Below are 25,579 nucleotides of genomic sequence, written 5' to 3'. Positions count from 1 at the left end.
TGTCGCGCGCACAGCAGCCTCGTAGGGCGTCCGACAGGCGCGACTCAGCGGCGCTGCACGGACAAGACGGCGTAGGAAGCGCCGCGGGTGACGACGGCCGCCCGGCGCTCCACGGACAAGGCGGCGCAAGCAGCGCGCGGGTAACGAGGGCTGCGCGGCGCTGGGCGGACAAGGCGGCGCAAGGCAGCGCCGCGGGTGACGAGGGCTGCGCGGCGCTGGCGATGAAGCGCAACCGACTCAGATCGGGTCCGAGTCGCCCCTCGCTGCATCCGCGAGGGCGTCCGGGTCGATCTGGTCAACCAGTTCGGCGTAGCCGTCGTCGAGGTCCTCGGCCTCGGCGGCCTGTGCCTCCATCGCGGCCTTGACCGCGCGGATCGCCAGGCCCGCCGGGTAACCCTTGCGGCCGAGCATGCCCACGACCCGGCGGAAGACCGCGTCCGGTTCGCCGCGAGCGGTGCGCACCTTCCGCTCGGCCAGGGCGAACGCCGTTGCCTCCTCCGTCTCCGGGTCGAGTTCGTCGAGGGCGGCACCGGCCGTCTCGGAGTCGACGCCGCGGCGGCGCAGTTCGTCGGCGAGGGCACGTTTGGCCAGGCCACGGCCGCGGTGCCGGGTGGTGACCCACTCCCGGGCGAAGGCGGCGTCGTCGATCATGCCGACCTCGTCGTAGCGCGCGAGGACCGACTCGATCACCTCGGCGGAGATCTCCCGTTTGGTCAGGGCGGCGGCCAGTTCGGCGCGGGTGCGCGGGCGGGTGGCGAGCTGCCGGAGGCAGATCTCCCGGGCCACCTCGGCCTCGTCGCGTGGCTTCGGTGCCGGCTTCTCCGCCGGGCCGTCACCGGCCAGGAAGTTCTCCGCGGACCCGAACCCGGCCGCTGCCACGCCCCGGCGCTGCCGTCGCCCGGCACGACCGGACCCACCGGATCCACGGTTGCCTGCACCCGAGCCATCGGAATCGGACCCGTCGACCCCGGAACCACCAGCACGCCCGAAACCGGAACCCCCGAAACCGGAACTACCGCCGTCAGAGCCACCAGCGCGACCGGCGCCGGACCCGGAGCCCCTGGAGCGCCCGGAACCGGAGCCACCGAAGCGCCCGGAACCGAAGCCGCCGGAACCGGCCTCGCCGGGATCGGACCCCGACTCGGCATCGCCGGGAACATCCGGGGACGCCGAGTCGTCGTGGGCGGAACTGTCCGAGCCGAACACCTGGTACTCAGGTTCGGCGGGACGTGTGGACGATCGGCGCGCCCGGGGCGGTGCGGCATCCCAGCCCCGCCCCGAACGCGCTCCGCGTCGGCCTGCCATTCGTCAGCCCGCGATCAGAAGTCGACCGGCGGCAATTCCGGGCCGCCGGCGGCGTCGCCGCTGGTCTGACCCACGCCGAGCTTCTCCAGGATCTTCTTCTCGATCTCGGCGGCGACGTCCGGGTTCTCCTTGAGGAACTCGCGCGCCTTCTCCTTGCCCTGGCCGAGCTGGTCGCCGTCGTACGTGTACCACGCGCCGGACTTGCGGATGATGCTCTGCTCCACGCCGACGTCGATCAGCGAGCCCTCGCGGGAGATGCCCTTGCCATACATGATGTCGAACTCGGCCTGCTTGAACGGCGCCGCGACCTTGTTCTTCACGACCTTGACGCGGGTGCGGTTACCGACCACGTCGGTGCCGTCCTTCAGGCTCTCGATGCGGCGCACGTCGAGCCGGACCGAGGCGTAGAACTTGAGCGCCCGGCCACCGGTCGTGGTCTCCGGCGAGCCGAACATGACGCCGATCTTCTCGCGGAGCTGGTTGATGAAGATAGCCGTGGTGTTCGAGTTGTTGAGGATACCGGTGATCTTGCGGAGCGCCTGGCTCATCAGGCGGGCCTGCAGACCCACGTGGCTGTCGCCCATCTCGCCCTCGATCTCGGCGCGGGGCACCAGGGCCGCCACGGAGTCGATGACGATGATGTCGAGCGCACCGGAGCGGACCAGCATGTCCGTGATCTCCAAGGCCTGCTCACCGGTGTCCGGCTGGGAGACGAGCAGCGCGTCGGTGTCGACGCCGAGGGCCCGTGCGTACTCCGGGTCGAGCGCGTGCTCGGCGTCGATGAACGCGGCGATGCCGCCGGCCTTCTGCACGTTCGCGACGGCGTGCAGTGCAACCGTGGTCTTACCGGAGGACTCCGGACCGTAGACCTCGACGACTCGGCCGCGGGGCAGACCACCGACGCCGAGCGCCACGTCGAGCGCGATGGAGCCGGTCGGGATGACCGCCATCTGGGCGACCGGGCGCTCGCCCAGCCGCATCACGGAACCCTTGCCGAACTGCTTGTCGATCTGCGCCAGAGCAAGCTCGAGCGCCTTTTCGCGGTCAGGACCTGCCGCCATTGACCCCACCCCTACATTCGCCGACTTCGCGGGCGTCTTCGAAGAACCTTTCGTCACGCGCAACACGCTAGGCGCTGGGTATGACAAAAACAGCCTCCGGGGGCCGCCGATGCCGAACCCTTACCCGGGAACGCACGATAGCCGAACACATGTACGAGATCCACACGACACGCCCGAACGGGTGTTCTATTCAGCGCAGCTTCGCCGGCACGCGATCGGGATAAGCAGCGCAAACGGCCCGCCAGACCACGACGGTGGCCACTCCCGAGTCGAGCGCCTCCCGCACGGTCCGACCACCCAGCGTAGTCAGCACCTGGTCGCTGGCGAGGCTCGGCGCGTAGCCGGCACCGAAAACCTCGTCCATCCGCTGCCAGAAATCTGTCAGCCGCACTCACGTCTCCTTGACCGAAACAGCACCCTTGGACCGCAACGCTAGCGCCAGAACCGGCAGCGCGGCCATCGCGGCCAGCACGGTCAGCGTGCCATATCCGGCCAGCGCCACGACCGCGCCGCTGAGCGCGCCCGCACCCGCCCCGGCAACGCCCATGACCAGGTCGGACAGGCCTTGGACCGCGGGCCGGCCGGCGGCCGGGACGGACTCGGAGAGCAGCGTCGAGCCGCCCACCATCGTGCCCGACCAGCCCAGCCCGAGCAGCGCCAGGCCGAGCGTCAGCCGCGGGGTGTCGTGCCCGGCCGTACCGGCGACCGCGCATGCCGTGATCAGCAACACCAGCCCGCCGATGATCACGGGCCGGCGGCCGTACCGGTCGGCGAGCCATCCGGTGACCGGCGACAAACCGTACATGCCGGCGATGTGCACGCTGAGCACGATGCCGACGACGCGCAGCAGGTCCGCGTCCGCGTGCCCCTCCCCCAGGTGGACCGGTGTCATCGACATCACCGCGACCATCACCAGGTGGCCGGTGGCGACGGCCGCGATCGCCAGCCGCGCCTCGGGCAGCCGGGCCACCACGCGCGCACCGGCCCGTACGCCGGCGGGCCGCCGGAAGTCAGGAGCGGACGAGCCGTCGAGGGTACGGGCGAGCAGCAGCGGATCCGGCCGGAGCAGACCGAACAGCACCAGCGAGGCCAGGGTGAACGCCACGGCGCTGACCACGAACGCGCCGCTCAGCGCGGGCAGGTGCAGCCCGGTCACGGCCCGGTCCGCGAGGTCGGCCAGGTTCGGCGCGGCCACCGAGCCGATCGTGGCCGACCACACCACCAGCGACAGGTCCCGCCCGCGGCGCGCGGGCGCGGCGAGGTCCACCGCGACGTACCGTGCCTGCAGGTTCGCCGCCGTGCCGCCGCCGAACAGGAACATGCCCAGGAACAGCAGCGGTACGGAACCGGCCACGACCGCGAGCACGACCAGCACCGCGCCGAGCGCGCCCACCAGGTACGCCAGCGCCATGCCCGGCCGCCGCCCGCGCGCCTGCACGATCCGGGTGACCGGCACCGCGAGCAGCGCGCCGCCGATCACCGCGCCGCTGCCGGGCAGGCCGGACAGCCCGACGCCGGCCATCCGCGCGGACAGCAGCGCGCCGACCGTGATGCCGATCGCCACCCCGATCCCGCCGATGATCTGCGTGGCGACGAGCAACGCGAGCGTGCGCCGCTGCACCCGGCCGGCCGACGCCGTAACGTTCATGACAACCCCCGACCACGGTGCGAGACACTCACGGTAGCCGGACAATTGATCATGTCAATGCGGTGGCCGCCACGCGCAGGTCCGCGACGAGTCCGTTGTACGCCGCCTCCCGGTCGTCCGCGCGCAGCACCGCGGACGGGTGGATGGTGGCCAGCGCCTTCGCCTCGTGGCCGCTCGGGAAGTCCGCCGGGTGCTGCGCGGACGCCGGCCACGGCATCAGCTGACCGCGCTGCCGGGTGACCCGGAACGACGGGCCGAGCACCGCCTTGGCCGCGGTCGCGCCGAGCAGCACCACCAGCGACGGCCGGAGTTGCGCGAACTCGCTCACCAGCCACGGGTGGCAGGCCGTGATGTGCTGCTGGTCCGGCGTCTTGTGGATGCGCCGCGCGCCGCGCCGCTCGAACCGGAAGTGCTTCACCGAGTTCGTGATGTAGAGGTCGGAGACCGGCAGGCCGGCGTCGTCGACCGCGCGCCGGAGCAGGTGCCCGGCCGGGCCGACGAACGGCAGGCCCTTCTGGTCCTCCACGTCGCCGGGCTGCTCGCCCACGAAGATCACCTTGGCGTGCTCGTCGCCGCGGCCGAAGACCACCTGGGTGGCCGGTTCCCACAGCTCGCAGCCCCGGCAGGCCGGGGCGGCATCGCGCAGCTCCGCGATGCTCGAGGCGGAGGCGGGAACGAAAGGGGCAGCCGTCTGCATACCGGAGTGTTTACCCCACCGGTACGACAGAATTCGTCACGCGGTCAGCGCCATCGACGAGCGGGCCGGCACCGGGTCGAGCGCAGCCGCCGCGGCCACCGCGTCGGCCAGCGGCTGGATGTCGTCCTCGGCCAGCGGGCTGATCGTGATCCGGATGGCGGGCGGCGACGCGAGCCGGAAGAGCGAGCCGGGCGCCACCACGTACCCGGCATCGCGCAGCGCCGCGACCGCGCGTGTCTCGTCCGGCACGCTGACCCACACGTTGAGCCCGGTGCGCCCACGCGCGTCCAGCCCGTGTGCCTTGAGCGCGGCGCGCAGCGCGAGCCGCCGGGTGACGTAGCTGTCCCGCGCGCGGATCACCCCATTGATCACCTCGTCGTCCCGCCACAGGTAGAGCACCACGTGCTGGAGCAGCGTGGACACCCAGCCGGCGCCGACCCGCATGCGGCCGGCCACGCGCGCGATCGTGGCCTCGTCCCCGGCCACCACGGCGAGGCGAAGGTCCGGACCGTACGGCTTGGAGACCGACCGGACGAACGCCCACGAACCGGTCGCACCGGCCAGCGCGTGCAGCGTGACCGGGGCCAGCTCGGCCGCGTGGTCGTCCTCGATCAGCAGCACGGACGGGAACTCGGCCAGCACCGACCGCAGCTCGGCCGCGCGGCCCGCGCTGACCGCGGCACCGGTCGGGTTCTGCGCGCGGGTGGTGACGATGGCCGCACCGGCGCCGGAGGTGAGCGCGGTGCGCAGGCCCTCCGGCGTCGGGCCCTCGTCGTCGACCGGCATCGGCACCGCGGTCAGGCCGAGCGCCGCGATCAGGTCGAGCGCGTTCGCCCAGCCCGGGTCCTCGACCGCGACCTTGTCGCCGGGCCGCAGGTGCGCGGCGAGCAGCCGTTCCATCGCGTCGAGCGCGCCGCTGGTGACCGTGATCTCCGCGTCGTCGACCGGGATGCCGTCCCCGGCGAACCGCACCCGGGCCAGCTCGACCAGCTCGGGCAGCGCGCCCGCGTCCGTGTAGTTGGTCGGCGAGAACTCCGCGGCCGCGAGCCGGGCCAGGCGCGGGCCGAGCGCGGGCATCAGCGCGAGGTCGGGCTCGCCGGTGGAGAGGTCGAGCGCGCCGGGCGGCGTGGGCAGCCGCAGCGCGGACCGGCCGGACGTCGCGATCGGCGGCCGCTCGCGGACCCGGGTGCCGTTGCGCCCCGCGGTCTCGATCAGGCCGCGCTGCCGCAGCGTCTGATAGGCCTTGGCCACGGTCGCCGGGCTGCAGCTCAGCGCCTTGGCCAGGGTGCGGACCGGCGGCAGCGCCGCGCCCGGCCCGAGGTCACCGGCGCGCACGCCGGCCTCCACGCTCTCCGAGATCTCGGCCGCCGTGGATCCGCTGATCTGATAATGTTCTGCCACAGTTTTCCTACTGTACTAGCACAAAGGAGATCTGCCAACATGGGGGACGACTTCACACCCACTCATCGCACCACGGCGCTCCGCGGCAAGGGGCGGATTCGCTATGACCGGGAGCTGGCGTACCAGATCCTCGACGAGACGTTCGAGGCGCACATGGCGTTCGTCGTCGACGGCGAGCCGCGCGTGCTCCCCCAGCTGATCGCGCGCGTCGGCGACACGCTGTACCTGCACGGCTCCACCGGCGGCCGGCCGATGCTGGCCGCGCGCGACGCCGGCCTGGCCGTCTGCGTCGAGGCCACCGTCCTGGACGGGCTGGTACTGGCTCGCTCCCAGTTCAACCACAGCGCGAACTACCGGTCGGTGATCGCGCACGGCACCGCACTCCCGGTCATCGTCGCCGCGGAGAAGGAGCGTGCGCTCACCGCGCTGGTGGAGAAGGTCGCGGCGGGCCGGTCCGCGGACAGCCGGCCCGGTACGAAGAAGGAACTGAGTCAGACCACCGTGCTGGCGCTGCCGCTGACCGAGGTGTCGGCGAAGATCCGCGCGCACGGCGTGGGCGAGGAGGAGCCGGGCGACGAGACGCTGCCCCACTGGGCCGGCGTGCTGCCGCTGCGCCGGGTCCGCGGCCTGCCGGAGCCGGACGACGCGCTGACCGTACCGGTGCCGGATTATCTGCGCCCGGCGCGCGGCGCGTGGGAGACGCCGGTGACGCTGCGCGGTGAGCACGTGCTCCTCGAGCCGCTGGACCTCGTGCACGCGGCCGACCTGCTGGCGGCCTGCGGCGATCCGGAGATCTGGGAGCACCTGCCGGTCAGCGCGCCGCGCACGCTCGACGAGATGCGCGCCTACCTGCGCAACCGGCTGGCCGCGACGCCGACCGTGCCGTGGCTGCAGCGCGACGCGCGCACCGGCGCGGTCATCGGCACCACGTCGTACTACGACATCGAGGAACGGCACCGTACGGTCGCGATCGGGCACACGTACTTCGCGAAGAGCCACTGGCGGACCGGGGCGAACACGGAGTCCAAGCTGCTGCTGCTCACCCGCGCGTTCGAGGAGCTGGGCGCGGTCCGGGTGGCCTGGGAGACGGACAACCGGAACGTACGGTCACAACGCGCGATCGAGCGCCTCGGTGCGGTCAAGGAGGGCGTGCTGCGCCGGCACAAGCGGCGCGCGGACGGCACCTGGCGCGACACCGTGCTCTACTCGATGACCGCCGAGGAGTGGCCGAACGCACGCGCCGCACTGCGGGATCGGCTGCGGGCGCACCACCCGGAGCGCGCATGATGCAGGGCGTGCTGGGAGTGACCGACCTCTGGACCTACGTGCTGGGCACGGTGGCGATCGTGCTGCTGCCCGGCCCGAACTCGCTGTACGTGCTCTCCGTGGCGGCCCGCCGCGGCGTCGGCACCGGATACCGGGCCGCGTGCGGCGTCTTCGCCGGCGACGCCGTGCTGATGGTGCTGTCCGCCGCCGGCGTCGCCTCGCTGCTGCGCGCCTATCCCCCGCTGTTCCTGGTGATCAAGTATGCGGGCGCGGCGTACCTCTGCTGGGTCGGCCTGTCCATGCTGCGCGGTGCCTGGCGTCGCCGGCGCTCCCCCGCCACCGTCGCCGAGGACCCGCCGCCGGTCACCCAGCCGTTCCGGAAGGCGCTGCTGATCAGCCTGATGAACCCGAAGGCGATCCTGTTCTTCGTCTCGTTCTTCATCCAGTTCGTCGACCCCGGCTACCCCTACCCAGAACTGTCGTTCCTGCTGCTCGGCACGATCGTGCAGATCTGCAGCGCGCTCTACCTGACCGTACTGATCCTCTCCGGCAGCTACCTCGCCGCACAGTTCCGCCGTCGCCGTCTGCTGGCCCGCGCCGGCACCACCGCGATCGGCGCGCTCTTCGTCACCTTCGGCGCCAAGCTCGCCACGGCGACGATCTAGAAGCGGATATTCCCGCTTCCGGCGTGGCCGGGTCCCGCATGCTCCCGCGGGCACCGGTCGTCGCCGGCGCTCCTCCCTGTCCGTTCCGCACCCATCACCGGAAACCCCTGGCGCGGGGCCTCGCACCCGAACCCAGCCAGGTCTGTGGTGACCAGCCACGAACAGACAGCGAGGCCGCCCGCGTCGCGGCCGGCCATCCGCGGCCGGCGCCTCGGCGGTAAAGAGCAGCAGAGCCGGGAGCACTCGAGAATGCCCATGCCGGAAGCGGGACTCCACTTCTGCGGTTGCGTGCGCTGCCGTCCGGTGCCCCGAAGACGACTCGGGGCGCGAGGAGAAACCCCGCGCCCCGAGTCGATGCGAAAATCTAGCCCTCGTCGCCTTCGTCGCCCTCGAACATGTCCTCCATGGCCTCGCCGAGGATCATGCCGCCGAGGAGGCCGCCGGCCGCACCCGCGACGACGCCGCCCATGCCGCCGCCGTGACCGCGCCGGTAGTGGCCGTGGTAGCCGCCGTGACCGGGAGCGCCGTAACCGGGAGCGCCGTGGCCGTAGCCGCCGGGTGCCGGGTAGCCGGGCGGCGGGTAACCGCCCGGAGCACCGTAGCCCGGAGCACCGTAGCCGCCGTGGCTGGAGCGCAGGGACGAGTAGCTGCCGGCGGCCTGCTGCATCCAGCCGTCGACCACCTGCGCCCAGTCGGTGCTGTCGGCCTGCGCGTGCGAGACCTGGTAGCGGCCGTACGTGTCGCGGCCCTCGGTGAAGAAGCCGCCGCGCTTGTCGAACTCGAGCACGATGTCCATGCCCTGCGGGTTCGTCACGAAGGTCAGCTCGACCTCGTTGATCGTGCCCTGGTACTGCGCCGGCGGGTAGAACTCAATCTCCTGGTAGAACGGCAGCTGCTGGTTGACTCCGGTGATCCGGCCGCGCTCCAGGTCCGCGTTCTTGAAGTGGAAGCCGAGCCGCATGAACGCGTCCAGGATCCTCTCCTGGATCGGCAGCGGGTGCACGTAGATCGGGTCGAGGTCGCCCTTGTCCACCGCGCGCGCCACCGACAGCTCGGTGCGCAGGCCCATGGTCATGCCGCGCAGCCGCTGGCCGTAGACGTCGGTGACCGGCGTCTCCCACGGGATCGGGAAACGGACCGGCAGCTGGCGATGCTCGTTCGCCTCCAGGCGGAACGCGCCTGCGACGACCACCCGGTGGAACTCCATGACGGAGTCCCACTCGGTGTCGTGCCCCTCGACCTCGACGCGGGTGACCAGGCCGAGCGCGACGTGCTCGATGTCGACCGCGGTGGTGCCGCCGACGATGTTGACCTGACCGTCGAGCGTCAGTCCGGGACGGGTGTTCGGGTTCGCGAGCACGGTGTCGACGGACGGGCCGCCGACGCCGAGGGCGCTGAGCATCTTCTTGAAGACCATGAGCCTCGACCTCCTTATCCGAAAAGTCCGTTATATCCGTACGAAACTGGGTGTTACCTGTGCGTCGGCTCAGCGCAGGCGGCGGCCGCGCGGCACGGCGTCGGTCTCGTCGTCGAACTCGCCGATGACCTCCTCCAGGAGGTCCTCCAGCGCGACGAAGCCGACCGTCGCACCCGCGTCCGAGACCAGCGCCAACTGCGCCCGCTCGGCCCGCATCCGGCCCACGGCCTGCATCAGCGTCTCGTCCGCGCGCAGCGTGAACGGCGCCGACATCAGGTCGGCCGCGGTCGCGCCGTCCTTCGTGCCGGCGGTGGCGCGCACCGCGTCCCGCACGTGCACCATGCCGAGCACGCCCGGCTCGGCCGGGTCGATCACCGCGAGGCGGGACCGGCCGGTCGCGTGCGAGACCTCCTCGATCCGGAACGCCGTATCGCCCGGCGCCACGCTCACCATCTGGGCGGCCGGTGTGGCGATCTCCGCCACCGTGGTCCGCTGCAACGCGAGCATGCTGGTCAGCAGCGCGTGCTGATCCACCGGGAGCGTGCCGTGCGCGCGCGACTGCTCCAGCAGCATGCGCAGCTCCTCCGGATCATGCACCTGCGCGAGCTCGTTCTGTGGCTCGATCTTGAAAAGCCGCAGGATCGCGTTCGCGGCGCTGTTCAGCGCGGTCAGCAGCGGCCGCACCACGCGGGCGAACCCGCGGAACGGCAGCGCCAGCAGCCGGGCCGAGTCCTCCGGGTGGCTGATCGCCCAGGACTTCGGCATCATCTCGCCCACCACCAGGTGCAGGAACGTGACGAGAATCAGCGCGAACAGGAACGCGATCACGTGGCTCGGCGCGTCCGGCAGGCCGAGATCGTGCAGCAGCGGGCTGACCAGCTTCTCGATCGCCGGTTCGGCGAGCGCGCCGAGGCCGAGCGAGCAGAGCGTGATGCCGAGCTGCGCACCGGCGAGCATGACGGTCAGCTCCCGGCTGCCGGCCAGCGCGGCCCGGTCCGCGGCGTCACCGCCGGCCGCGGCCTGCTCCAGGCGGTACCGCTTGCTGGCGATCAGTGCGAACTCGGCCGCCACGAAGAACGCGTTACCGGCCAGCAGCAGAAGCGCAAAAGCTATCGCCCATCCGGTGCTCATGACGCCACCGTCCCCTCGACGCCGCGCTCACGCGGCGGGCGGCACTGAGCCGACGATTCACTCACAAGCTCACGAGCGCCGGATTCCACCCGTACGCCGCGGTCACGCGGTGGGCGGCACTGAGCCGCTGATTCACTCGCAAGCTCGTTCATTGGACCATCACCCGCACCGTGCCCGGCACGTGCCGGTCGACCGAGACCACGCTGACCAGTGCCCGCTCCTCGACGTCGACGCCCGGGAGGGGCAACTCCAGCGCGTCGCCGACCTCGGGGATGCGGCCGAGCTGGCGCATGATCAGGCCGGAGACCGTGTCGTACTCGTCGGCCTCGGGCAGCGCGATGCCGGTCGCGTCCGCGACCTCGTCGATCCGCCAGCGCGCCGGGACCAGCCAGGACCCGTCGTCCTGCTTGACCGGCGACGCCTCGGGCAGGTCGTCCTCGTCACGGATCGGGCCGACCAGTTCCTCCGCGATGTCCTCCAGCGTGATCACGCCGGCGAAACCGCCGTACTCGTCGACCACGATGGCGAGCTGCCGGTGACCGGCGCGCAGCCGGTCCAGCACGGCCGGGACCGGCAGCGACTCCGGCACCATCAGCGGCGGCGAGGTGATCTCGCGGACCGGCACCTCGGCGCGGCGCGCCGGTGGGATCGCGAGCACGTCGTTTATGCCGACCACGCCGATCACGTCGTCGACGCCGTCCGCGCCGCACACCGGGAAGCGGGAGTGCCCGGACGCCATCAGCTCGACCACCCGGCTGACCGGTTCGGCCGCGCTCACGCTGGCCACGTCCACCCGCGGCACCATCACCTCGCCGGCGGTCAGCCGGCGGAAGTCCAGGCCGCGGTCGAGCAGCGCGGACGTCTCGGCGTCGAGGTGGCCCTCCTTCTGCGCCTCCGCGATGATCTGGGTCAGGTCCTCCGCGGTCGCGCCCTCCGGCAGCTCCTCGACCGGCTCGATGCCGATGCTGCGCAGCAGACGGCTGGCCGCGAGGTCGAACAGCTTGATCACCGGGCCGAACACGGTCAGATAGATCAGCGTGGACCGGCTCAGCGCCTTGGCCAGCGCTTCCGGCCGCGCGATCGCGAGGTTCTTGGGAGCCAGCTCACCGAAGATCATCTGCACCACGGTCGCGAACGCCAGCGCCAGACCCATCGAGATCGGATAGCTGACCGCCGCGGGCACCCCCGCCACGCCGAGCAGCTCGGCCAGGCCACCGCCGAGGAACGGTTCCGCCACGTAGCCGACCAGCAGCGCGGTCACGGTGATACCCAGCTGCGCACCGGAGAGCATGAACGAGAGTCGCTCCGTGACCTTGAGCGCCCGCGCGGCGGCGGCGTCGCCCGCCTCCGCCTCCTGGCGCAACTTGCCACGGTCGACGGCGACATAACCGAACTCCTGGGCCACGAAGTACCCGGTAGCGGCGGTCACCACGAGAATCAGCACAAGCCCTGACGCGATCAGCACGACGAGTCACCCTCGGTGCGCGCTGGGCTTCGATACAAAGGCCGGGGCTCTCCCGGCTGGGGACTACAGCCCTCTGGGCTGGGGTCGATCATGCAGGCACCCTATCAGCGCATGCTGGGCACGCGCTGTGAGACAAATTCAAGATCAAATCCCTCGCCGGTACGGAATGAGCCCGCACCTCGGCCACGACCAGCACTTTTCCCCGGCGTGCCAGTTGCCCGAAATCGCCCCGATCTGCGCCTGTCACCAGATCGCGTCACACCGGCAACCCTTTCGGTTCCGCCGGCGCTTCGGCAGGCGACCGCTTCACTCAGGAGTCGCGACCCGGAGCCGCTTCGGCCGTGACACCCCAGGCAGCCGTCAACCGACGCGGCGAACACCGACTCCACCAGGTCCCACCGCCGCCAGCCGGGGACGCGACGGCCTACGGAACCCGCAGCCGAGGCCCGGTGCCGGCGGCTTATCGCGCGTCGCCGCCGGCGACGTGACGCGCGACCGCGGGGCTCGCGGCACGCCGGGGGCGGCGTCAGGTCGTTCCGGCTCAGGAGCGGAGGCGCAGGCCGCGCGGGGTGGCGCGGAAACCGGCCGCGGTGAGCGCGTCGCGCAGTGGGGACGCGCGAAGCGTCTCGCCGTCGGCGCGTTCGACCGACAGCGCGCCCAGCGCGCCGGAGTGCACCGCGTCCGCGAGCGCCTTGGCACCGGCCGCGAGCGCGTCCGGGTCCTCGGTGAACGACAGCAACGTCCGGCCGCCGCGCTCGACGTAGAGCACCAGCTCGCCGCCGGCCAGCGCAACCAGCGCGCCCGCCTTGCGCCCGGCCCGGTGACCGCTGCCGCCGGCCCGGGCCGCCGGGCCGGCGGGCGGCTCGGCGCCGCCCGCGGTCTCCGCATCGCGCCGGACCGCTTCGGCCGCACCGTCCCGTACGCCAGCCCGGGTGTCGGCGGGCGCGTCCCCGGTGCCGGCGGATCGGGTGGGCTGCGGCGGACCGGTGCCGGATGATCCGTCGCCCGAGTCGACCGCGCGGTCCGGCCACGGGAGGGCCGCGCCGAACGGGTTCGCCGGGTCGGTCGCGGCCAGGATCAGCGCCGGGCCGGCCGAGGTGCGCCGACTGGGGTCCTCGGCCTTGTCCGCCAATGCCCGCAGCCGGTCGACCGCGCCCGGCACCGCGAACTGCGCCGCGCCCAGACCCTCCACGAAGTAGCCGCGCCGGGCTGCCCCGCGCTCCTCCATCGCGGCGAGCACCGGGTAGACGCCGGCGAAACCGCCGGGCGGGCCCTCGGCCGCGACCGCGCCGCGGGTGACCACGCCGTGCCGTTCCAGCAGCAGGTCCGCGGTCACGGCGGCGCGCTGGGTCGGGTCCGGGTCGCGATCCGGCAGCAGCGACCAGCGACCGGCCATGGTCGGCGGACCGGTGCGGGCGGGCATCGCCACCCGGCCCGGCCGCCGGTACCGGCCGCGCGACGCGACCGGCTTCGCCCGGTGCGCGCCGCCGGAGCCGAGCAGCGCGCGAAGCGGCGCCAGCGTGTCGTTCGTCAGGTAGCCGGCCCACACCAGATCCCAGACCGCGGCCGCCATCTCCGCGTCGTCGACCACCGCGCTCCCGGGCCGGGCCGCCTCCCGGCCGCCGAGCAGTTCCCGGCCGGTCGGCCGCCGTCCGGGAATCACCGGCCGCCCGGAGACCACCGGCCGCCCGGACCGCCACGTCGTGGCGGCATCGGCGCCCTCCGCCGCCAGTCCCGCACCACTGGCCGAAGCCACGCCGCCGTCCGTGAATGCGGCGCGGTCCGCCGCGGATACCGCGCCCCCAGCCACGGATGCCGCGCCGTCCGCCGCGGATACCGCGCCCCCAGCCACGGATGCCGCGCCGTCCGCCGCGGATACCGCGCCGCCGGACCCGGGGCCCCGGCGGCGTGACCGGCTGGCTGGCGTGCCCTCGTCACCCTCGACCGGCGATGCGGCAGCTGTCGTGAATGCGGCGAGTGACGCCTCCGCCAGCCCTTCGCCGGCGACCGGCGAACCGGCCGCGTCAGTAGCCGGCGAGCCGGTCACGACGTCGGTCGCGGATGCGGCGATGGCGCCGCGTGATCTCCCGGCCCGGCCGCGCCCCTGCCCGCCCGGCACCCTCCGGCCGTCGGCGCCGGCCGGCGACCGGTCCGGAGAGACGGCGGCCTCATCCGGCGCAGCGGACGACGCAGCCGTGTTCGCGGCCAGCGTCTGGATCGCGCGGTCGGACAGGGAGCGGAAGAACAGGGCCTGGCCGTCCGCCAGCGTCTCCAGGATCGCGCGGTGCAGCGGGGTCAGTGGCAGCGCGTCGTCGATCGGGGGGAGGACGAGCGGGGCCGCGTCCGCGTACGCCAGCGTGATCCAGCCGTCGTTGCCGGGGAGCGTGCCGGCACCGGACCAGATCACCTCGCCGGTGGCGCACAGTTCGTCGAGGTGCCCGGCGGTGTAGTCGGCGACGCGGGCGGGCAGGATCAGCCGTTCCAGTGCGGACGCCGGGACCGCGACGCCCTGCAGCTGGTCGATCGCGGCGGCGACCGCCTCGACGCCGCGGGCAGCCCCGCCGACCTGTTGCCAGCGGGGCAGGAACGTGGCCAGCGCGCGGGCCGGGACCGGCTCGATCTCGCGGCGCAGCGCGGCCAGCGAACGGCGGCGGAGCAGTCGCAACACCTCGGCGTCGCACCACTCGCTGGTGCCGGCCGCGCCGCCGGCGACCGGGGAGAACTCGCCGGTCACCACGCGCCCGGCGGCGGCCAGCCGGCGCAGCGCCTGCTCGACCACGAACACCCCGAGGCCGAACCGGGCCGCGCAGGTGGCCGCGGAGAACGGTCCGTGCGTCCGGGCGTAGCGCGCGACCAGGTCGCCGAGCGGGTCCGGCACCGGCGCGAGGAACGCCTCCGGCAGGCCGACCGGCAGCGCGACGCCGAGCGCGTCCCGCACCCGGCCCGCGTCCTCGATGCCGATCCACCGCTCCTCGCCGGCGATCCGCACCGGCACGGCCCGCCGCGCGTCGCGCAAAGTTGAAGCCCACTCCGGCAAGGCGCCGCGCAGCGCCAGCTCGGCCGGGGACAGGTCCCCGAGCAGGCGCAGCAGCTCGGCCACGTCCTCCGCGTCGCGCGGACGGCGTTCTTCGGTGAGCCACTGCAGGCGCGCCTCGGTCTCCGCGACCACCGCCGGGTCGAGCAGTTCGCGCAGGTCGACGCGGCCGAGCAGCTCGCCGAGGAGGGTGGCGTCCAGCGCGAGCGCGGCAGCCCGGCGCTCGGCCAGCGGCGCGTCGCCCTCGTAGAGGAACGCCCCCACGTACCCGAAGAGCAGCGACCGCGCGAACGGCGACGGCCGCGGCGTCTCCACCTCGACCACGCGCACCTTGCGCCCGGCCAGGTCGCGGGCGAGGCCGAGCAGGCCGGGCAGGTCGAACACGTCCTGCAGGCACTCGCGCGCGGCCTCCAGCGTGACCGGGAAGTCCGCGTACTCCCGGGCGACGTCGAGCAGCTGGGCGGCGCGCTGGCGCTGCTGCCAGAGCGGCTGGCGGCGGCGTGGGTCGCGGCGCGGGAGCAGCAGCGCGCGGGCGGCGCACTCGCGGAACCGGGACGCGAACAGCGCGGACGTGCCGACCGACTCCTCGACCAGCTGGGTCAGTTCCTCCGGCTCGAAGACGATCAGGTCGGCGCCGGGCGGCGTGTCCATGGTGTCCGGCAGCCGGACCACGATGCCGTCGTCGGACGGCACGACCTGCGCGTCCACCCCGTACCGCTCGGTCAGCCGGCGTCCGATCGCCAGCGCCCACGGCGCGTTCACCTTGGAGCCGAGCACGCAGTGCACGGCCATCCGCCAGTCGCCCAGCTCGTCGCGGAAGCGCTCGACCACGACCGTGCGGTCGTCCGGCAGCGCGCGGACCGCGTCGCGCTGCTCTCGCAGGTAGGTCACCAGGTTGCCGGCGGCCCACTCGTCCAGGCCCTCGCTGCGCAACGTCTCGACCGCGGCCTCGTCACCGGCCTTGACCAGCGAGCGCAGCCGGGCACCGATGGCCCGGCCCAGCTCGATCGGGCGGCCGGGCGAGTCACCCTTCCAGAACGGCATGCGGGCGGCCTGGCCGGGCGCGGGCGAGACCAGTACCCGGTCGGGCGTGATGTCCTCGATCCGCCAGGAGGACGAGCCGAGCAGGAACACGTCGCCGACCCGGGACTCGTAGACCATCTCCTCGTCCAGCTCGCCGACCCGGGCGCCGCGCTCGCCACCGGCCAGGAACACGCCGAACAGCCCGCGGTCCGGGATGGTGCCGCCGCTGGTGACCGCGAGCCGCTGCGCGCCGGGGCGGCCGGTGAGCACGTCGCCGGTGCGGTCCCAGACCAGGCGCGGGCGCAGCTCGGCGAACGCGGTCGACGGGTACCGCCCGGAGAGCATGTCGAGCGTGGCGTGCAGCGCGGACGGCGGCAGCTCGGCGAACGGCGCGGCCCGGTGCAGCAGGCCGGAGAGGTCCGCCACGGTCCACGCGTCCATCGAGACCATGGCCACGATCTGCTGGGCCAGCACGTCCAGCGGGTTCCGGGGGTAGCGCATCTCCTCGATCGCGCCGGCCGTCATCCGCTCCGCGACCACGGCGCAGGAGAGCAGGTCACCGCGGTGCTTGGGGAAGACGACGCCGCGGGAGACCGCGCCGACCTGGTGCCCGGCCCGGCCGACGCGCTGCAGCCCGGCCGCGACCGTGGGCGGCGCCTCGATCTGCACGACCAGGTCGACCGCGCCCATGTCGATGCCCAGCTCCAGCGAGGAGGTGGCGACCACGGCGGGCAGGTCGCCGGACTTCAGCGCCTCCTCGATCTGTTTGCGCTCGGTGCGCGAGACGCTGCCGTGGTGCGCCCGCGCGATGATCGTCGGCGTGCCGTGCGACTGACCCGACTGCGCCATGATCTCCGCCGGCATCCCCGCCACCTTGCCGGCGGAAGTTCCAGCACCGGCATCGGTACGGCCGGGAGCGCCCTCCCCCGGCACCGCGTGTTCCTCTGCCAGCTCGTTGAGCCGGGCACAGAGCCGCTCCGCACCGCGCCGCGAATTGGTGAACACGATGGTCGACCGGTGCTCGGTGATCAGCTGATAGACCCGTTCCTCGACCGCGGGCCAGATCGACGGCCGGGACCGGCCCGGGTCGGGCGGGCCGCCGTCCGGCTCCGGCCCGGACCCGAAGTCGTCGCCGAGCGCGGTCATGTCCTCCACCGGGACCTGCACGCTGACCTCGATGGTCTTCGTGGACGGCGGCTGCACCACGTCGACCGGCGCGGCACCGCCGAGGAAGCGCGCGACCTCCTCGATCGGCCGGACCGTGGCGGAGAGCCCGATGCGCTGCGCCGGCTTCGGCAGCAGCGCGTCGAGCCGCTCCAGCGACAGCGCGAGGTGCGCGCCGCGCTTGGTGGCCGCGACCGCGTGCACCTCGTCGATGATCACCGTCTCGACGCCGCGCAACGACTCCCGCGCGGCGGACGTGAGCAGCAGGAACAGCGACTCGGGCGTGGTGATCAGGATGTCCGGCGGGGTACGGGCGAAGCCACGACGCTCGTCCGCCGGGGTGTCGCCGGTGCGCATGCCGACCGTGATGTCCGGCGGGGGCAGCCCGAGCCGGGACGCGGCGTGCCGGATGCCGGTCAGCGGCGCGCGCAGGTTGCGCTCGACGTCGACCGCGAGCGCCTTGAGCGGGCTGACGTAAAGCACGCGGCACCGCTGCCGCGCATCCTCCGGCGGCGCGGAGCGGGACAGCCGGTCGAGCGAGGCGAGGAACGCGGCCAGTGTCTTGCCCGAACCGGTCGGCGCCACGACCAGCGCGTGCCGGCCGGCCGCGATGGCACGCCAGGCACCGTCCTGCGCGGGGGTGGGCGCGGCGAACGCGGCGGCGAACCACTCCCGGGTCGCCGCGCCGAACTCCGCCAGCGCCGTAGCCATGCCCACCATCCTGCCCGCCGGGTACGACATTTTCTGCGGCCGGCCGCCGCAGCATTGCCCCGAGGCCGGTGACCGAAACCCGAGGCGTCGCCATTTTGCGGCGAAAAGCGTTAATAAAGTAACTTTTCAGGCAAAGTCGCGGAAGGGGTCGAGGTGCAGCGTGGCCTGGAGCACGACACGGAGGTCCTGATCCGCCAGGTGGACGGCCACCTCGCCACGCTGCGCACCGCACGCGGGCGGCACGACCTCGCGCTCGCCGAGCGACTGGCCGCCAGCCTCCGCCACCTGCTGCGCGCCACCACGCACGCGTGCGCGGCCGACCGCGCCCGGGTGCGCGCGGCCGTGCACTACTTCGTGCTGCGCCGCGACGCCCGCCACGACCGCCTGCCGGTCCGCTCGCTCGCGGCGGACCAGCGGGTGATCAACGAGACCGCGCAGCACCTCGGCCGCGCCGACCTGATCGTCACCGCGGACGTGCCCACCCAGCACACCGGACCGGTCCAGAGTGCACGCAGGGTGTTCTGACCCGCGGGGAATCGGCCGCTAAAGCGCAAAATCGGCACCATCCACACCAGACTGGCCCATGCCGTAAGGCCTGCCTGACAAGGGTTTGGTGGCAATGCGTGCTGGATCGCTTACCGATCATCCGGTACGGTGTCGCGTTGGCGCCGATCGATGCCGTGGTCCGTGATGTTTGTCTACATCGCGGCCGACTTCTCCCACCGATCGATGGAGGGAAATGAAGGGGCATCACACTTTTTCGTCCGACCTGGGGGGGCGATGCTCGACTCGAAGGGCCGTAAAGTGCCCACGTTACGCGCGCAATGGCTCGGCCGGGAGCTGCGCGACCTGCGCGAACGGCGCAACCTGACGCTTCGTCAGGTCGCCGAGCACCTGAAACGGAACTTCTCCGCACTGAGCAGGTTCGAGAACGCGGAATGGCCGATCCCGCGGCACGACGTCCAGATGCTCCTCGATCTGTACGGCGTCTCGGAGCGACGGGAACGGACCCGGCTGACCCGGCTGAGCGAGGAGGTGTGGCGCCGGGACGACTGGATCGACGAATTCTCCGATGTGATTTACGACCCAACATTCTGCGATCTGATCTGGCTGGAGCAGCGGGCGAAGCGGGTCGGCAGTTACGACGCGTTGTACGTGCTCGGCCTGCTGCAGACCCCGGCGTACGCGGAGGCGATGATCCGTACGGTCGAGGGGCCGGACGCGGACGACGACCGGATAGCGCGGTGGGTGCAGTTGCGGCTGCGCCGCCAGCGCGCGATCGAGGGGCCCAAGCCCACCCGGGTCGCGGCGATAGTGGCGGAGTCCGTGCTGCGCAACCCGGTCGGCGGGCCGGACGTGATGCGCGAGCAGCTGATGCATCTGGGCCGGCTGGCCCGGCGCCGGCACATAGAGATCAGTGTGCTCCCGGCGGGGGCGGGCGCACACCCGGGCCTGGACGGCGCGTTCCTGCTGTTCGAGATGCCGGACCCGTTCCCGGACGTGGCGTACACGGAGACGATCGCCGGCCGCACGTTCCAGGAGGGTCCGCGGACCGGCCGGTTCGCGTCCGCCTACCGCACGCTGCGCGAGGCCGCGCTGGAACCGGCCGACTCCACCCGCCTCATCGCGGACATAGCGGACGAGTTCAAAAGCTGACGATCATCGGAAAGAGGCGCGCGCGCATGCGTGGGAACGAGATCACCGGATGGCACACCAGCAGCCGGAGCCAGGGCGCGGGCGGTAACTGCGTCGAGGTGGGCCGGGCGGCGGACGGGCGGGCCGCGATCCGGCACAGCCGCCGGCCGTCCGGGGCGATACTGCTCTGCTCGCCGGCGGGGTGGCGGGCGTTCGTGGCCGGCGTGTGCGAGGACACGTTCGGCTGACCACCCGCACGCCGGCGGTCTGGGAGGATGCGCGGCGTGGCTTTGACGGCATCGCGGGCACTGGTCCGGCAGACCGAGCGCTGGTTCGTCCGCCGGGGCGTCCCGCTCATGATCGAGGATTACGGTTTCCGGCGGCATGTGCTCCCCCGCATGCTGCCGTTCCTGGCGTTCGTCTCGGTCACCAGCCTGCTCTGGCTGGTGCGGCAGTGGGCCGACCAGGCGTACTGGTGGTGGGTGCTGGCCGGCACGCTGGCCGTGGGCGTGGCGGTGTGGACCGGGCTGACCGCGTTCGGCCGGCGGCTGCCCCGGTTCTCCCGCCGGACCGCCGGCGCCATCCTGGTGTGCTACGCCGTGATGCCGCTGGTCGTACCGTCGCTGGAGTTCTTGATCTCGCGGTCGAACTCGTCACCGGACGTCGGCGTGGGCGAGCGGATCGGCGCGCACAGCACCACGTTCGCCGGTGCGGTGGCCGCGTTCCTGGGCATCTTCGCGGTGGTGTTCGCGGCCGCCTGGCTGGCCACGTCGTACGGCGTGGTGCCGCTGATCCGGCGCGGGCTGCGGCACGCGGTGCACGACATGCGCAACAGCGTGCGGATCCAGGGCCGGGCGCTGCCCACGCTGCTCTTCGTCACGCTGTTCTTCTTCTTCACCGGCGAGCTGTGGCAGGCGATGGACCGGCTGCCCTGGGTCCGGGTCTGGGCCGTGGTGCTGCTGTTCGCGGCCGTGACCGTGCTGGCCACGGCCGCACGGCTGCGCGACGAGGTCGGCCGGGTGGAGCAGGAGCTGCACCCGGCGCGGCTGAGCAAGGAGTGCCGCCGCACGCCGCTGGCCGAGCTGCCGATGGAGGAGATCGCGCCGGACGGTGCGCTACGGCCGGCGCCGCTCACCGGGCAGCAGATCGGCAACCTACTGCTGATGCTGGCCACCCGGCAGCTGATCCAGGCGACCGTGGTGGGCGTCGGCCTGTTCACGTTCTTCCTCACGCTCGGCCTGCTGGTGGTCCTGCCGGAGACCGCGGAGCAGTGGATCGGCGCGCCACCGCGCACGTCCGCGGCGTCGTTCGGCGTGCCGGTCGCGCTGCTGCGCAACGCGCTGCTGCTGGCCGCGTTCGGCAGCATGTACTTCGCGGTCACGTCGATGAGCGACACAGAGCATCGCCGCCAGTTCTTCGCGCCGATCCTGGACGAGGTGGAGCGCACGCTCGCGGTCCGCGCGGTCTACCTCGCGGTCCGCGACATCGTCCTGCCGGCGGCGGCCCAGGAGCCGGCCCCGGGCCCGCCGAGGCAGCCGGCGAGCCCGGAGACGGTCTCAGACGTGCGGAGCGATCTCTGACGCGACCAGGTCCAGGTGGTCCAGGTCGGACAGGTCGAGCATCTGCAGGAACATCCGGGTCGCGCCGAGCGCCTTGTACTCCTGGATGCGCTCGATGACCTGGTCCGGCGTGCCGGCCGCGCCGCCGTTGCCCCGCATCTCCTCGACGTCCCGGCCGATCGCGGCGGCCCGGCGGCGCACCTCGGCGTCGTTCTTGCCGACGCAGAGCACCACGGCGGCGGAGAGCGTGGGCAGCTCGGCCCGGCCCACCTCGGCGCACGCGGCGCGTACCCGGTCGAAGGCCTTGCCCGCGTCCGGGACCTTGTTGAACGCCACGTTGAACTCGGCCGCGTATTTCGCGGCAAGGGCGGGCGTGCGCTTCTTCCCGTTGCCGCCGATGATCACCGGGACCGGCGACTGGACCGGCTTCGGCAGCGCGGGCGAGTCGGTCAGCCGGTAGTGCTTGCCGGAGAACGAGTACGTCTCACCGGCCGGCGTGCCCCACAGCCCGGTGATGATCTCCAGCTGCTCCTCGTACCGGTCGAAGCGCTCGCCGACCGCCGGGAACGGGATACCGTACGCGGTGTGCTCGGCCTCGAACCAGCCGCTGCCCAGGCCGAACTCGACCCGGCCGCCGCTCATCTCGTCCACCTGCGCCACGCTGACCGCCAGCGGTCCGGGCAGCCGGAACGTGGCGGACGTGACCAGCGTGCCGAGCCGGATCCGGGACGTCTGCAGCGCGATCCCGCCCAGCGTCACCCAGGAGTCGGTCGGACCGGGCAGGCCGGTGCCGCCCATCGAAAGGTAGTGGTCGGAGCGGAAGAACGCGTCGAAGCCGTTCTCCTCGGTGCGCTGGGCCACCCGCAGCTGATCCGCGAAGCTGGCGCCCTGCTGCGGTTCGGTGAAGATACAGAGCCTCATGCGCCTTACTCTGCCACCAGGATCGTCCGACCGGCCGCTCATCCCCTGTGCAAGAGCCCTGACCCGGGATTACGGTCCATGCATGGCCGGCTATGACTGGATCAGCCTCACCACCGATTACGGGCTCTCCGACGGTTTCGTCGCCTCCTGCCACGGCGTGATCGCCCGGACCGCACCGGCGGCCCGGGTCATCGACGTCACACACGCGGTGGCGCCCGGCGACGTCCGGCGGGCCGCGTCCGTGCTGGCCCAGACCGTGCCGCACCTGCCACCGGCCGTGCACGTGGCGGTGGCCGGGCCGGGCACGCTGCGCCCGATCGGCCTGCGCACGCCCGGCGGCGTGCTGGTCGGCCCGGACAACGGCCTGCTGCCCTGGGCCGCGGACGCGCTGGGCGGCGCCGAGACCGCGGTGATGCTGACGAACACGGACTGGTTCCTGCCCTCGATCTCCGGCACGCTGCCCGGCCGGGACGTCTACGCGCCGGTCGCCGCGCGGATCGCGGCCGGTGCCCCGCTCACCGACGCCGGTCCAAGGATCCCGCTCGCGGACCTGGCCCGGCTGCCGGACCCGGTGGTGGCGAGCGGCGACGGCTGGCTGGAGGCGGAGGTGACCACGATCGACCGGTTCGGCAACGTGCAGCTGGCCGCGGGCGCGGACGCCATCGGCACGCTGGCCGACCGGCTGGTGGTCGGCGGCGTCCAGGCGGTCCGCGGCACCACCATCTCGGACGCACCGCGCGGCGGCCTGGTGGTCTACGTCGACTCCGCGGGCCGGGTCGCGGTCGCGGTGCACGGCGGGCGGGCCGCGGTGGTGCTCTCGGTGGTCCCCGGCGATCTCATCCGGGTGGCCCGCGCCTGACCCGCCGGTGATCCGGACGCCGGATGGGTGGCCCGGCCGCCGGTGCGAAAGAATGCGGCAATGCCCGAAGGCGACACCGTGTGGAACACCGCCCGCGTGCTGAACCGCGCGCTCACCGGCCGCCTGCTCACCGCCTCGGACTTCCGGGTGCCCGCGCTCGCCACCGAGTCGCTGGCCGGCTGGACCGTGACCGAGTCCGCCGCCCGCGGCAAGCACCTGCTGCTGCGCCTGCGCGAGGCCGCGGACGGCCGCACGCTGACCCTCCACTCCCACCTGCGGATGGACGGCGCCTGGCGGGTCTACGCGACCGGCGAGCGCTGGGCCGGCCGTCCCGCGCACCTGATCCGGGTGGTGCTGCGCACCGCGGAGAGCGTCGCGGTCGGCTACCACCTGCACGAGCTGACGCTGATCCCGACCGATCGGGAGGACGACCTGGTCGGCCACCTCGGCCCGGACCTGCTCGGGCCCGGCTGGGACCCGGCCGAGGCGGTCCGCCGGATCGAGGCGGCACCGGACCGGGAGATCGGCGAGGCGCTGCTGGACCAGCGCAACCTGGCCGGGATCGGCAACCTCTACAAGTGCGAACTGCTGTTCCTGCGCGGCGTGAACCCGTGGACGCCGGTGCGGGACGTGCCGGACCTGCCCGGCATGGCCGACCTCGCACACCGCCTGCTCGCCTCGAACCGGGGCCGGTGGCTGCAGACCACCACCGGCTCAATGCGCAAGAACGAGGCGAACTACGTCTACGGCCGGCGTGCCCAGCCGTGCCGCCGGTGCGGCACCGCGATCGCGAAGCACGCGCCGGACGGCGAGACCGCGGCGGAACGCATCACCTACTGGTGCCCCCGCTGCCAGCCGGGGCCGGGCCCGGCGGACGCAGCTCGGTCAACGCGTCGGTGACACCGCGCAGCAGATCGGCGGCCTCGGTCAGCCGGCTCGCGGTGCCGGCGTCGCCGAGGTGGGCACCGGCCCGCGCGTCCTCCGCCACGTAACCGGCCGCGGCCGCGACCAGTGTCTCGTAGGCGGTGACGCCGTCGGTCAGCTGGCCCAGCAGCGTGTGGTGGGCCTCCTCCAGCCCGGCCCGCCCGTCCGGCGGCGCGAAGCGCAGCGCGCGCTCCACGCCGGCCAGCCGGTGCGCGAGGTCACGCAGCGAGGCCTCGGCGGACTCGGCCTCCGGCAGCACCGCGGCGCCGTGGCCGGTCAGCCGCGGTGCGAGACCGGCCAGCGTGCCGGCCGCCCGGTCCAGGCGCAGCCACGGGTCGACCGCGGCCGAGCCCTTCAGCTCCGCGCGGGCCCGCTGGCGGCGCAGCTCCTGCAGTGCGGTGCGGCCGGCCGGGATCTGCTCGACCATCGCGACGAGCCGGGCCTGCCGCGCCGAGGCGATCGCGGCCGGGGTGGGCGCGGGCGGGAGCGGCTCGGCGTCGTGCCGGCGCAGGTCCGCCCACCGCCAGGCGGCCAGCACGGCCGAACCACCGGCCGCCGCGGCCCAGGCGGCGTCCGGCAGGCCGAGACCCGCGTACGGCGTGAGGATCGCCGCCGCGCCGGTGAGCGTGCCGCCGAGCACGCTCCACCGGCGGGCGGCGCCGCGCAGCTTGCGCGACTGCCGCAGGTACCGAGACCGCTCGTCCGCCGCCATCTCGATCAGCCCGCGGCGCTCGTGTCGCCGGTCTTCTTCTCCCGGGCCATGCTGGCGCGGATCTCGTCCAGCCGGGCCACGTGCGCCTGGTTCTCGGTCGGCGCGGCCTGCGGGGCCGGCGTCGCGGTCTGCCCGGACGCGCCGCCGAGCTGGTTGCCGGCCATGCTGGCGCGGATCTGGTCGAGCCGGGACTCGCCGGCCAGGTCCAGCGTCGACTTCTGCACCTCGAGCATGCGGCCCTCGACCGAGTTGGACGCGAGCTCTGCGCGGCCCATGGCGGTCGCGTACCGCTTCTCGATCTTCTCGCGGACCTCGTCCAGCGAGGGCGTGTTGCCGGGCGCCTGCAGCGACGACATGGACTCCAGCGACTTCGCCACGGACTCCTGCATCTTCGCCTGCTCCAGCTGGCTGAGCAGCTTGGTCTGCTCGGCGAGCTTCTGCCGCAGGATCATGGCGTTGTTCTCCACCGCCTGGCGAGCCTGACCGGCCGCGGCCAGCGACTGGTCGTGGAGTGTCTTGGTGCTCTCCATGGTCTGCTCGGCGGAGACCAGCTCGGTGGCGAGCGTCTGCGCGGTCTGCTCGTACTTCTGCGCCTCCGCCTCGTCGCCCTCGGCGCGCTTGCGGTCGGCCAGCACGAGCGCCTGCCGGGCCATGCCCTGGAGGCGCTCGACCTCGGACATCTGCCGGGAGAGCTTCATCTCCAGCTGGCGCTGGTTGCCGATCACCGCGGCGGCCTGCTGGACCAGCCGCTGGTGCTGGCGCTGGGCCTCCTCGATCGCCTGCTGGATCTGCACCTTGGGATCGGCATATTCATCGATCTTGGCGCCGAACAGCGCCAGAAAGTATCGCCAGCCCTTGACGAACGGGTTCGCCATAATCGCGCTATCCCCTCGGTGTCTTCACGTCTCGCCCGCACGGGCCGGGTGGTTCCCGGTCCGACACGACGGCGGCCGCGCAGTGCGGCACGGTCTCCATCGTGGC

Annotated in this window: 20 protein-coding genes and 2 pseudogenes; 8 read left to right on the top strand and 14 right to left on the bottom strand. The window is 73.1% G+C overall.

Annotated elements, in window-relative coordinates; all coding sequences use genetic code 11:
* Nucleotides 1–237: 237 nt before the first annotated feature.
* The 6 genes from J2S42_RS29390 to J2S42_RS29365 form a co-directional block, all read right to left on the bottom strand.
* Nucleotides 238–843 carry a regulatory protein RecX gene (locus J2S42_RS29390; protein ID WP_307249103.1) on the bottom strand — a complete coding sequence of 202 codons (606 nt, stop codon included), beginning with the start codon at nt 841–843 and terminating at the stop codon, nt 238–240.
* 476 nt (nt 844–1,319) lie between these two features.
* Nucleotides 1,320–2,366: a recombinase RecA gene (recA, locus tag J2S42_RS29385; RefSeq protein WP_307244270.1), complete on the bottom strand. Its 1,047-nt coding sequence runs from the start codon at nt 2,364–2,366 to the stop codon at nt 1,320–1,322.
* Between the two features lie 190 nt (nt 2,367–2,556).
* The gene (locus tag J2S42_RS29380; protein WP_307244267.1) at nt 2,557–2,757 is read right to left on the bottom strand and encodes a DUF3046 domain-containing protein; all 201 of its coding nucleotides are present in this window, start codon (nt 2,755–2,757) and stop codon (nt 2,557–2,559) included.
* Entirely contained in the window at nt 2,758–4,014 is a 1,257-nt protein-coding gene (locus J2S42_RS29375) for an MFS transporter (RefSeq protein WP_307244265.1), read from the bottom strand.
* A 49-nt stretch (nt 4,015–4,063) separates the two neighbouring features.
* On the bottom strand, nt 4,064–4,711 hold the full coding sequence (locus tag J2S42_RS29370; protein ID WP_307244262.1) for a UdgX family uracil-DNA binding protein: 648 nt from the start codon (nt 4,709–4,711) through the stop codon (nt 4,064–4,066).
* A gap of 36 nt (nt 4,712–4,747) precedes the next feature.
* Complete coding sequence (locus tag J2S42_RS29365) at nt 4,748–6,112, bottom strand: aminotransferase class I/II-fold pyridoxal phosphate-dependent enzyme (RefSeq protein WP_307244260.1); 1,365 nt, start codon at nt 6,110–6,112, stop codon at nt 4,748–4,750.
* Between the two features lie 39 nt (nt 6,113–6,151).
* Here J2S42_RS29365 and J2S42_RS29360 point away from each other — a divergent pair, with 39 nt between their 5' ends.
* Together J2S42_RS29360 and leuE are read left to right on the top strand one after the other, a co-directional pair.
* On the top strand, nt 6,152–7,399 hold the full coding sequence (locus J2S42_RS29360) for a bifunctional pyridoxamine 5'-phosphate oxidase family protein/GNAT family N-acetyltransferase (protein ID WP_307244259.1): 1,248 nt from the start codon (nt 6,152–6,154) through the stop codon (nt 7,397–7,399).
* Nucleotides 7,396–8,043 carry a leucine efflux protein LeuE gene (gene leuE, locus J2S42_RS29355; RefSeq protein WP_307244257.1) on the top strand — a complete coding sequence of 216 codons (648 nt, stop codon included), beginning with the start codon at nt 7,396–7,398 and terminating at the stop codon, nt 8,041–8,043. Before J2S42_RS29360 ends, leuE begins: the two co-directional genes overlap by 4 nt.
* A 364-nt stretch (nt 8,044–8,407) precedes the next feature.
* On the opposite strand, the gene J2S42_RS29350 is transcribed toward leuE, so the two are convergent.
* The 5 genes and pseudogenes from J2S42_RS29350 to J2S42_RS29335 form a co-directional block, all read right to left on the bottom strand.
* Nucleotides 8,408–9,460, bottom strand: a complete 1,053-nt coding sequence (locus J2S42_RS29350) for a sporulation protein (protein ID WP_307244254.1) — start codon at nt 9,458–9,460, stop codon at nt 8,408–8,410.
* Nucleotides 9,461–9,529: 69 nt separating this feature from the next.
* Nucleotides 9,530–10,591 (bottom strand): hemolysin family protein, encoded by a 1,062-nt coding sequence (locus J2S42_RS29345; RefSeq protein ID WP_307244253.1) that lies wholly within the window; start codon nt 10,589–10,591, stop codon nt 9,530–9,532.
* A 148-nt stretch (nt 10,592–10,739) separates the two neighbouring features.
* Entirely contained in the window at nt 10,740–12,056 is a 1,317-nt protein-coding gene (locus J2S42_RS29340) for a hemolysin family protein (RefSeq protein WP_307244251.1), read from the bottom strand.
* A gap of 541 nt (nt 12,057–12,597) precedes the next feature.
* Nucleotides 12,598–13,641 (bottom strand): annotated as a pseudogene (locus tag J2S42_RS42140) (Lhr family helicase); the annotation flags it as partial.
* Between the two features lie 603 nt (nt 13,642–14,244).
* Nucleotides 14,245–18,018, bottom strand: a pseudogene (locus J2S42_RS29335) (DEAD/DEAH box helicase); the annotation flags it as partial.
* A 123-nt stretch (nt 18,019–18,141) separates the two neighbouring features.
* On the opposite strand from J2S42_RS29335, the gene J2S42_RS29330 reads away from it, so the two are divergent.
* The 4 genes from J2S42_RS29330 (at nt 18,142) to J2S42_RS29315 (ending at nt 21,203) form a co-directional block, all read left to right on the top strand.
* On the top strand, nt 18,142–18,513 hold the full coding sequence (locus J2S42_RS29330) for a hypothetical protein (protein WP_307244247.1): 372 nt from the start codon (nt 18,142–18,144) through the stop codon (nt 18,511–18,513).
* A 279-nt stretch (nt 18,514–18,792) separates the two neighbouring features.
* Nucleotides 18,793–19,644, top strand: a complete 852-nt coding sequence (locus J2S42_RS29325; RefSeq protein WP_307244245.1) for a DUF5753 domain-containing protein — start codon at nt 18,793–18,795, stop codon at nt 19,642–19,644.
* A 26-nt stretch (nt 19,645–19,670) separates the two neighbouring features.
* Complete coding sequence (locus tag J2S42_RS29320) at nt 19,671–19,871, top strand: DUF397 domain-containing protein (RefSeq protein WP_307244243.1); 201 nt, start codon at nt 19,671–19,673, stop codon at nt 19,869–19,871.
* Between the two features lie 36 nt (nt 19,872–19,907).
* On the top strand, nt 19,908–21,203 hold the full coding sequence (locus J2S42_RS29315) for a hypothetical protein (protein ID WP_307244241.1): 1,296 nt from the start codon (nt 19,908–19,910) through the stop codon (nt 21,201–21,203).
* On the opposite strand, the gene J2S42_RS29310 is transcribed toward J2S42_RS29315, so the two are convergent.
* A complete protein-coding gene (locus tag J2S42_RS29310) occupies nt 21,180–22,103 on the bottom strand; it encodes an LLM class F420-dependent oxidoreductase (protein ID WP_307244240.1) in 924 nt (307 codons plus the stop codon). The genes J2S42_RS29315 and J2S42_RS29310 overlap by 24 nt on opposite strands.
* Before the next feature lie 82 nt (nt 22,104–22,185).
* Here J2S42_RS29310 and J2S42_RS29305 point away from each other — a divergent pair, with 82 nt between their 5' ends.
* The gene (locus tag J2S42_RS29305) at nt 22,186–22,962 is read left to right on the top strand and encodes an SAM hydrolase/SAM-dependent halogenase family protein (protein WP_307244237.1); all 777 of its coding nucleotides are present in this window, start codon (nt 22,186–22,188) and stop codon (nt 22,960–22,962) included.
* 60 nt (nt 22,963–23,022) lie between these two features.
* A complete protein-coding gene (locus J2S42_RS29300) occupies nt 23,023–23,862 on the top strand; it encodes a DNA-formamidopyrimidine glycosylase family protein (protein ID WP_307244235.1) in 840 nt (279 codons plus the stop codon).
* Here J2S42_RS29300 and pspM read toward each other — a convergent pair.
* On the bottom strand, nt 23,792–24,598 hold the full coding sequence (gene pspM, locus J2S42_RS29295) for a phage shock envelope stress response protein PspM (protein ID WP_307244233.1): 807 nt from the start codon (nt 24,596–24,598) through the stop codon (nt 23,792–23,794). The two genes, J2S42_RS29300 and pspM, sit on opposite strands and share 71 nt — an antisense overlap.
* Nucleotides 24,599–24,603: 5 nt before the next feature.
* The gene (locus J2S42_RS29290; RefSeq protein ID WP_307244232.1) at nt 24,604–25,473 is read right to left on the bottom strand and encodes a PspA/IM30 family protein; all 870 of its coding nucleotides are present in this window, start codon (nt 25,471–25,473) and stop codon (nt 24,604–24,606) included.
* Nucleotides 25,474–25,579: the final 106 nt, after the last annotated feature.

The sequence above is a fragment of the Catenuloplanes indicus genome (assembly GCF_030813715.1).
GTDB classification, from domain to species: Bacteria; Actinomycetota; Actinomycetes; order Mycobacteriales; family Micromonosporaceae; genus Catenuloplanes; species Catenuloplanes indicus.
Note: the sequence above shows the minus strand (reverse complement) of the source record. Positions and strands in the feature narration are given on the sequence as shown.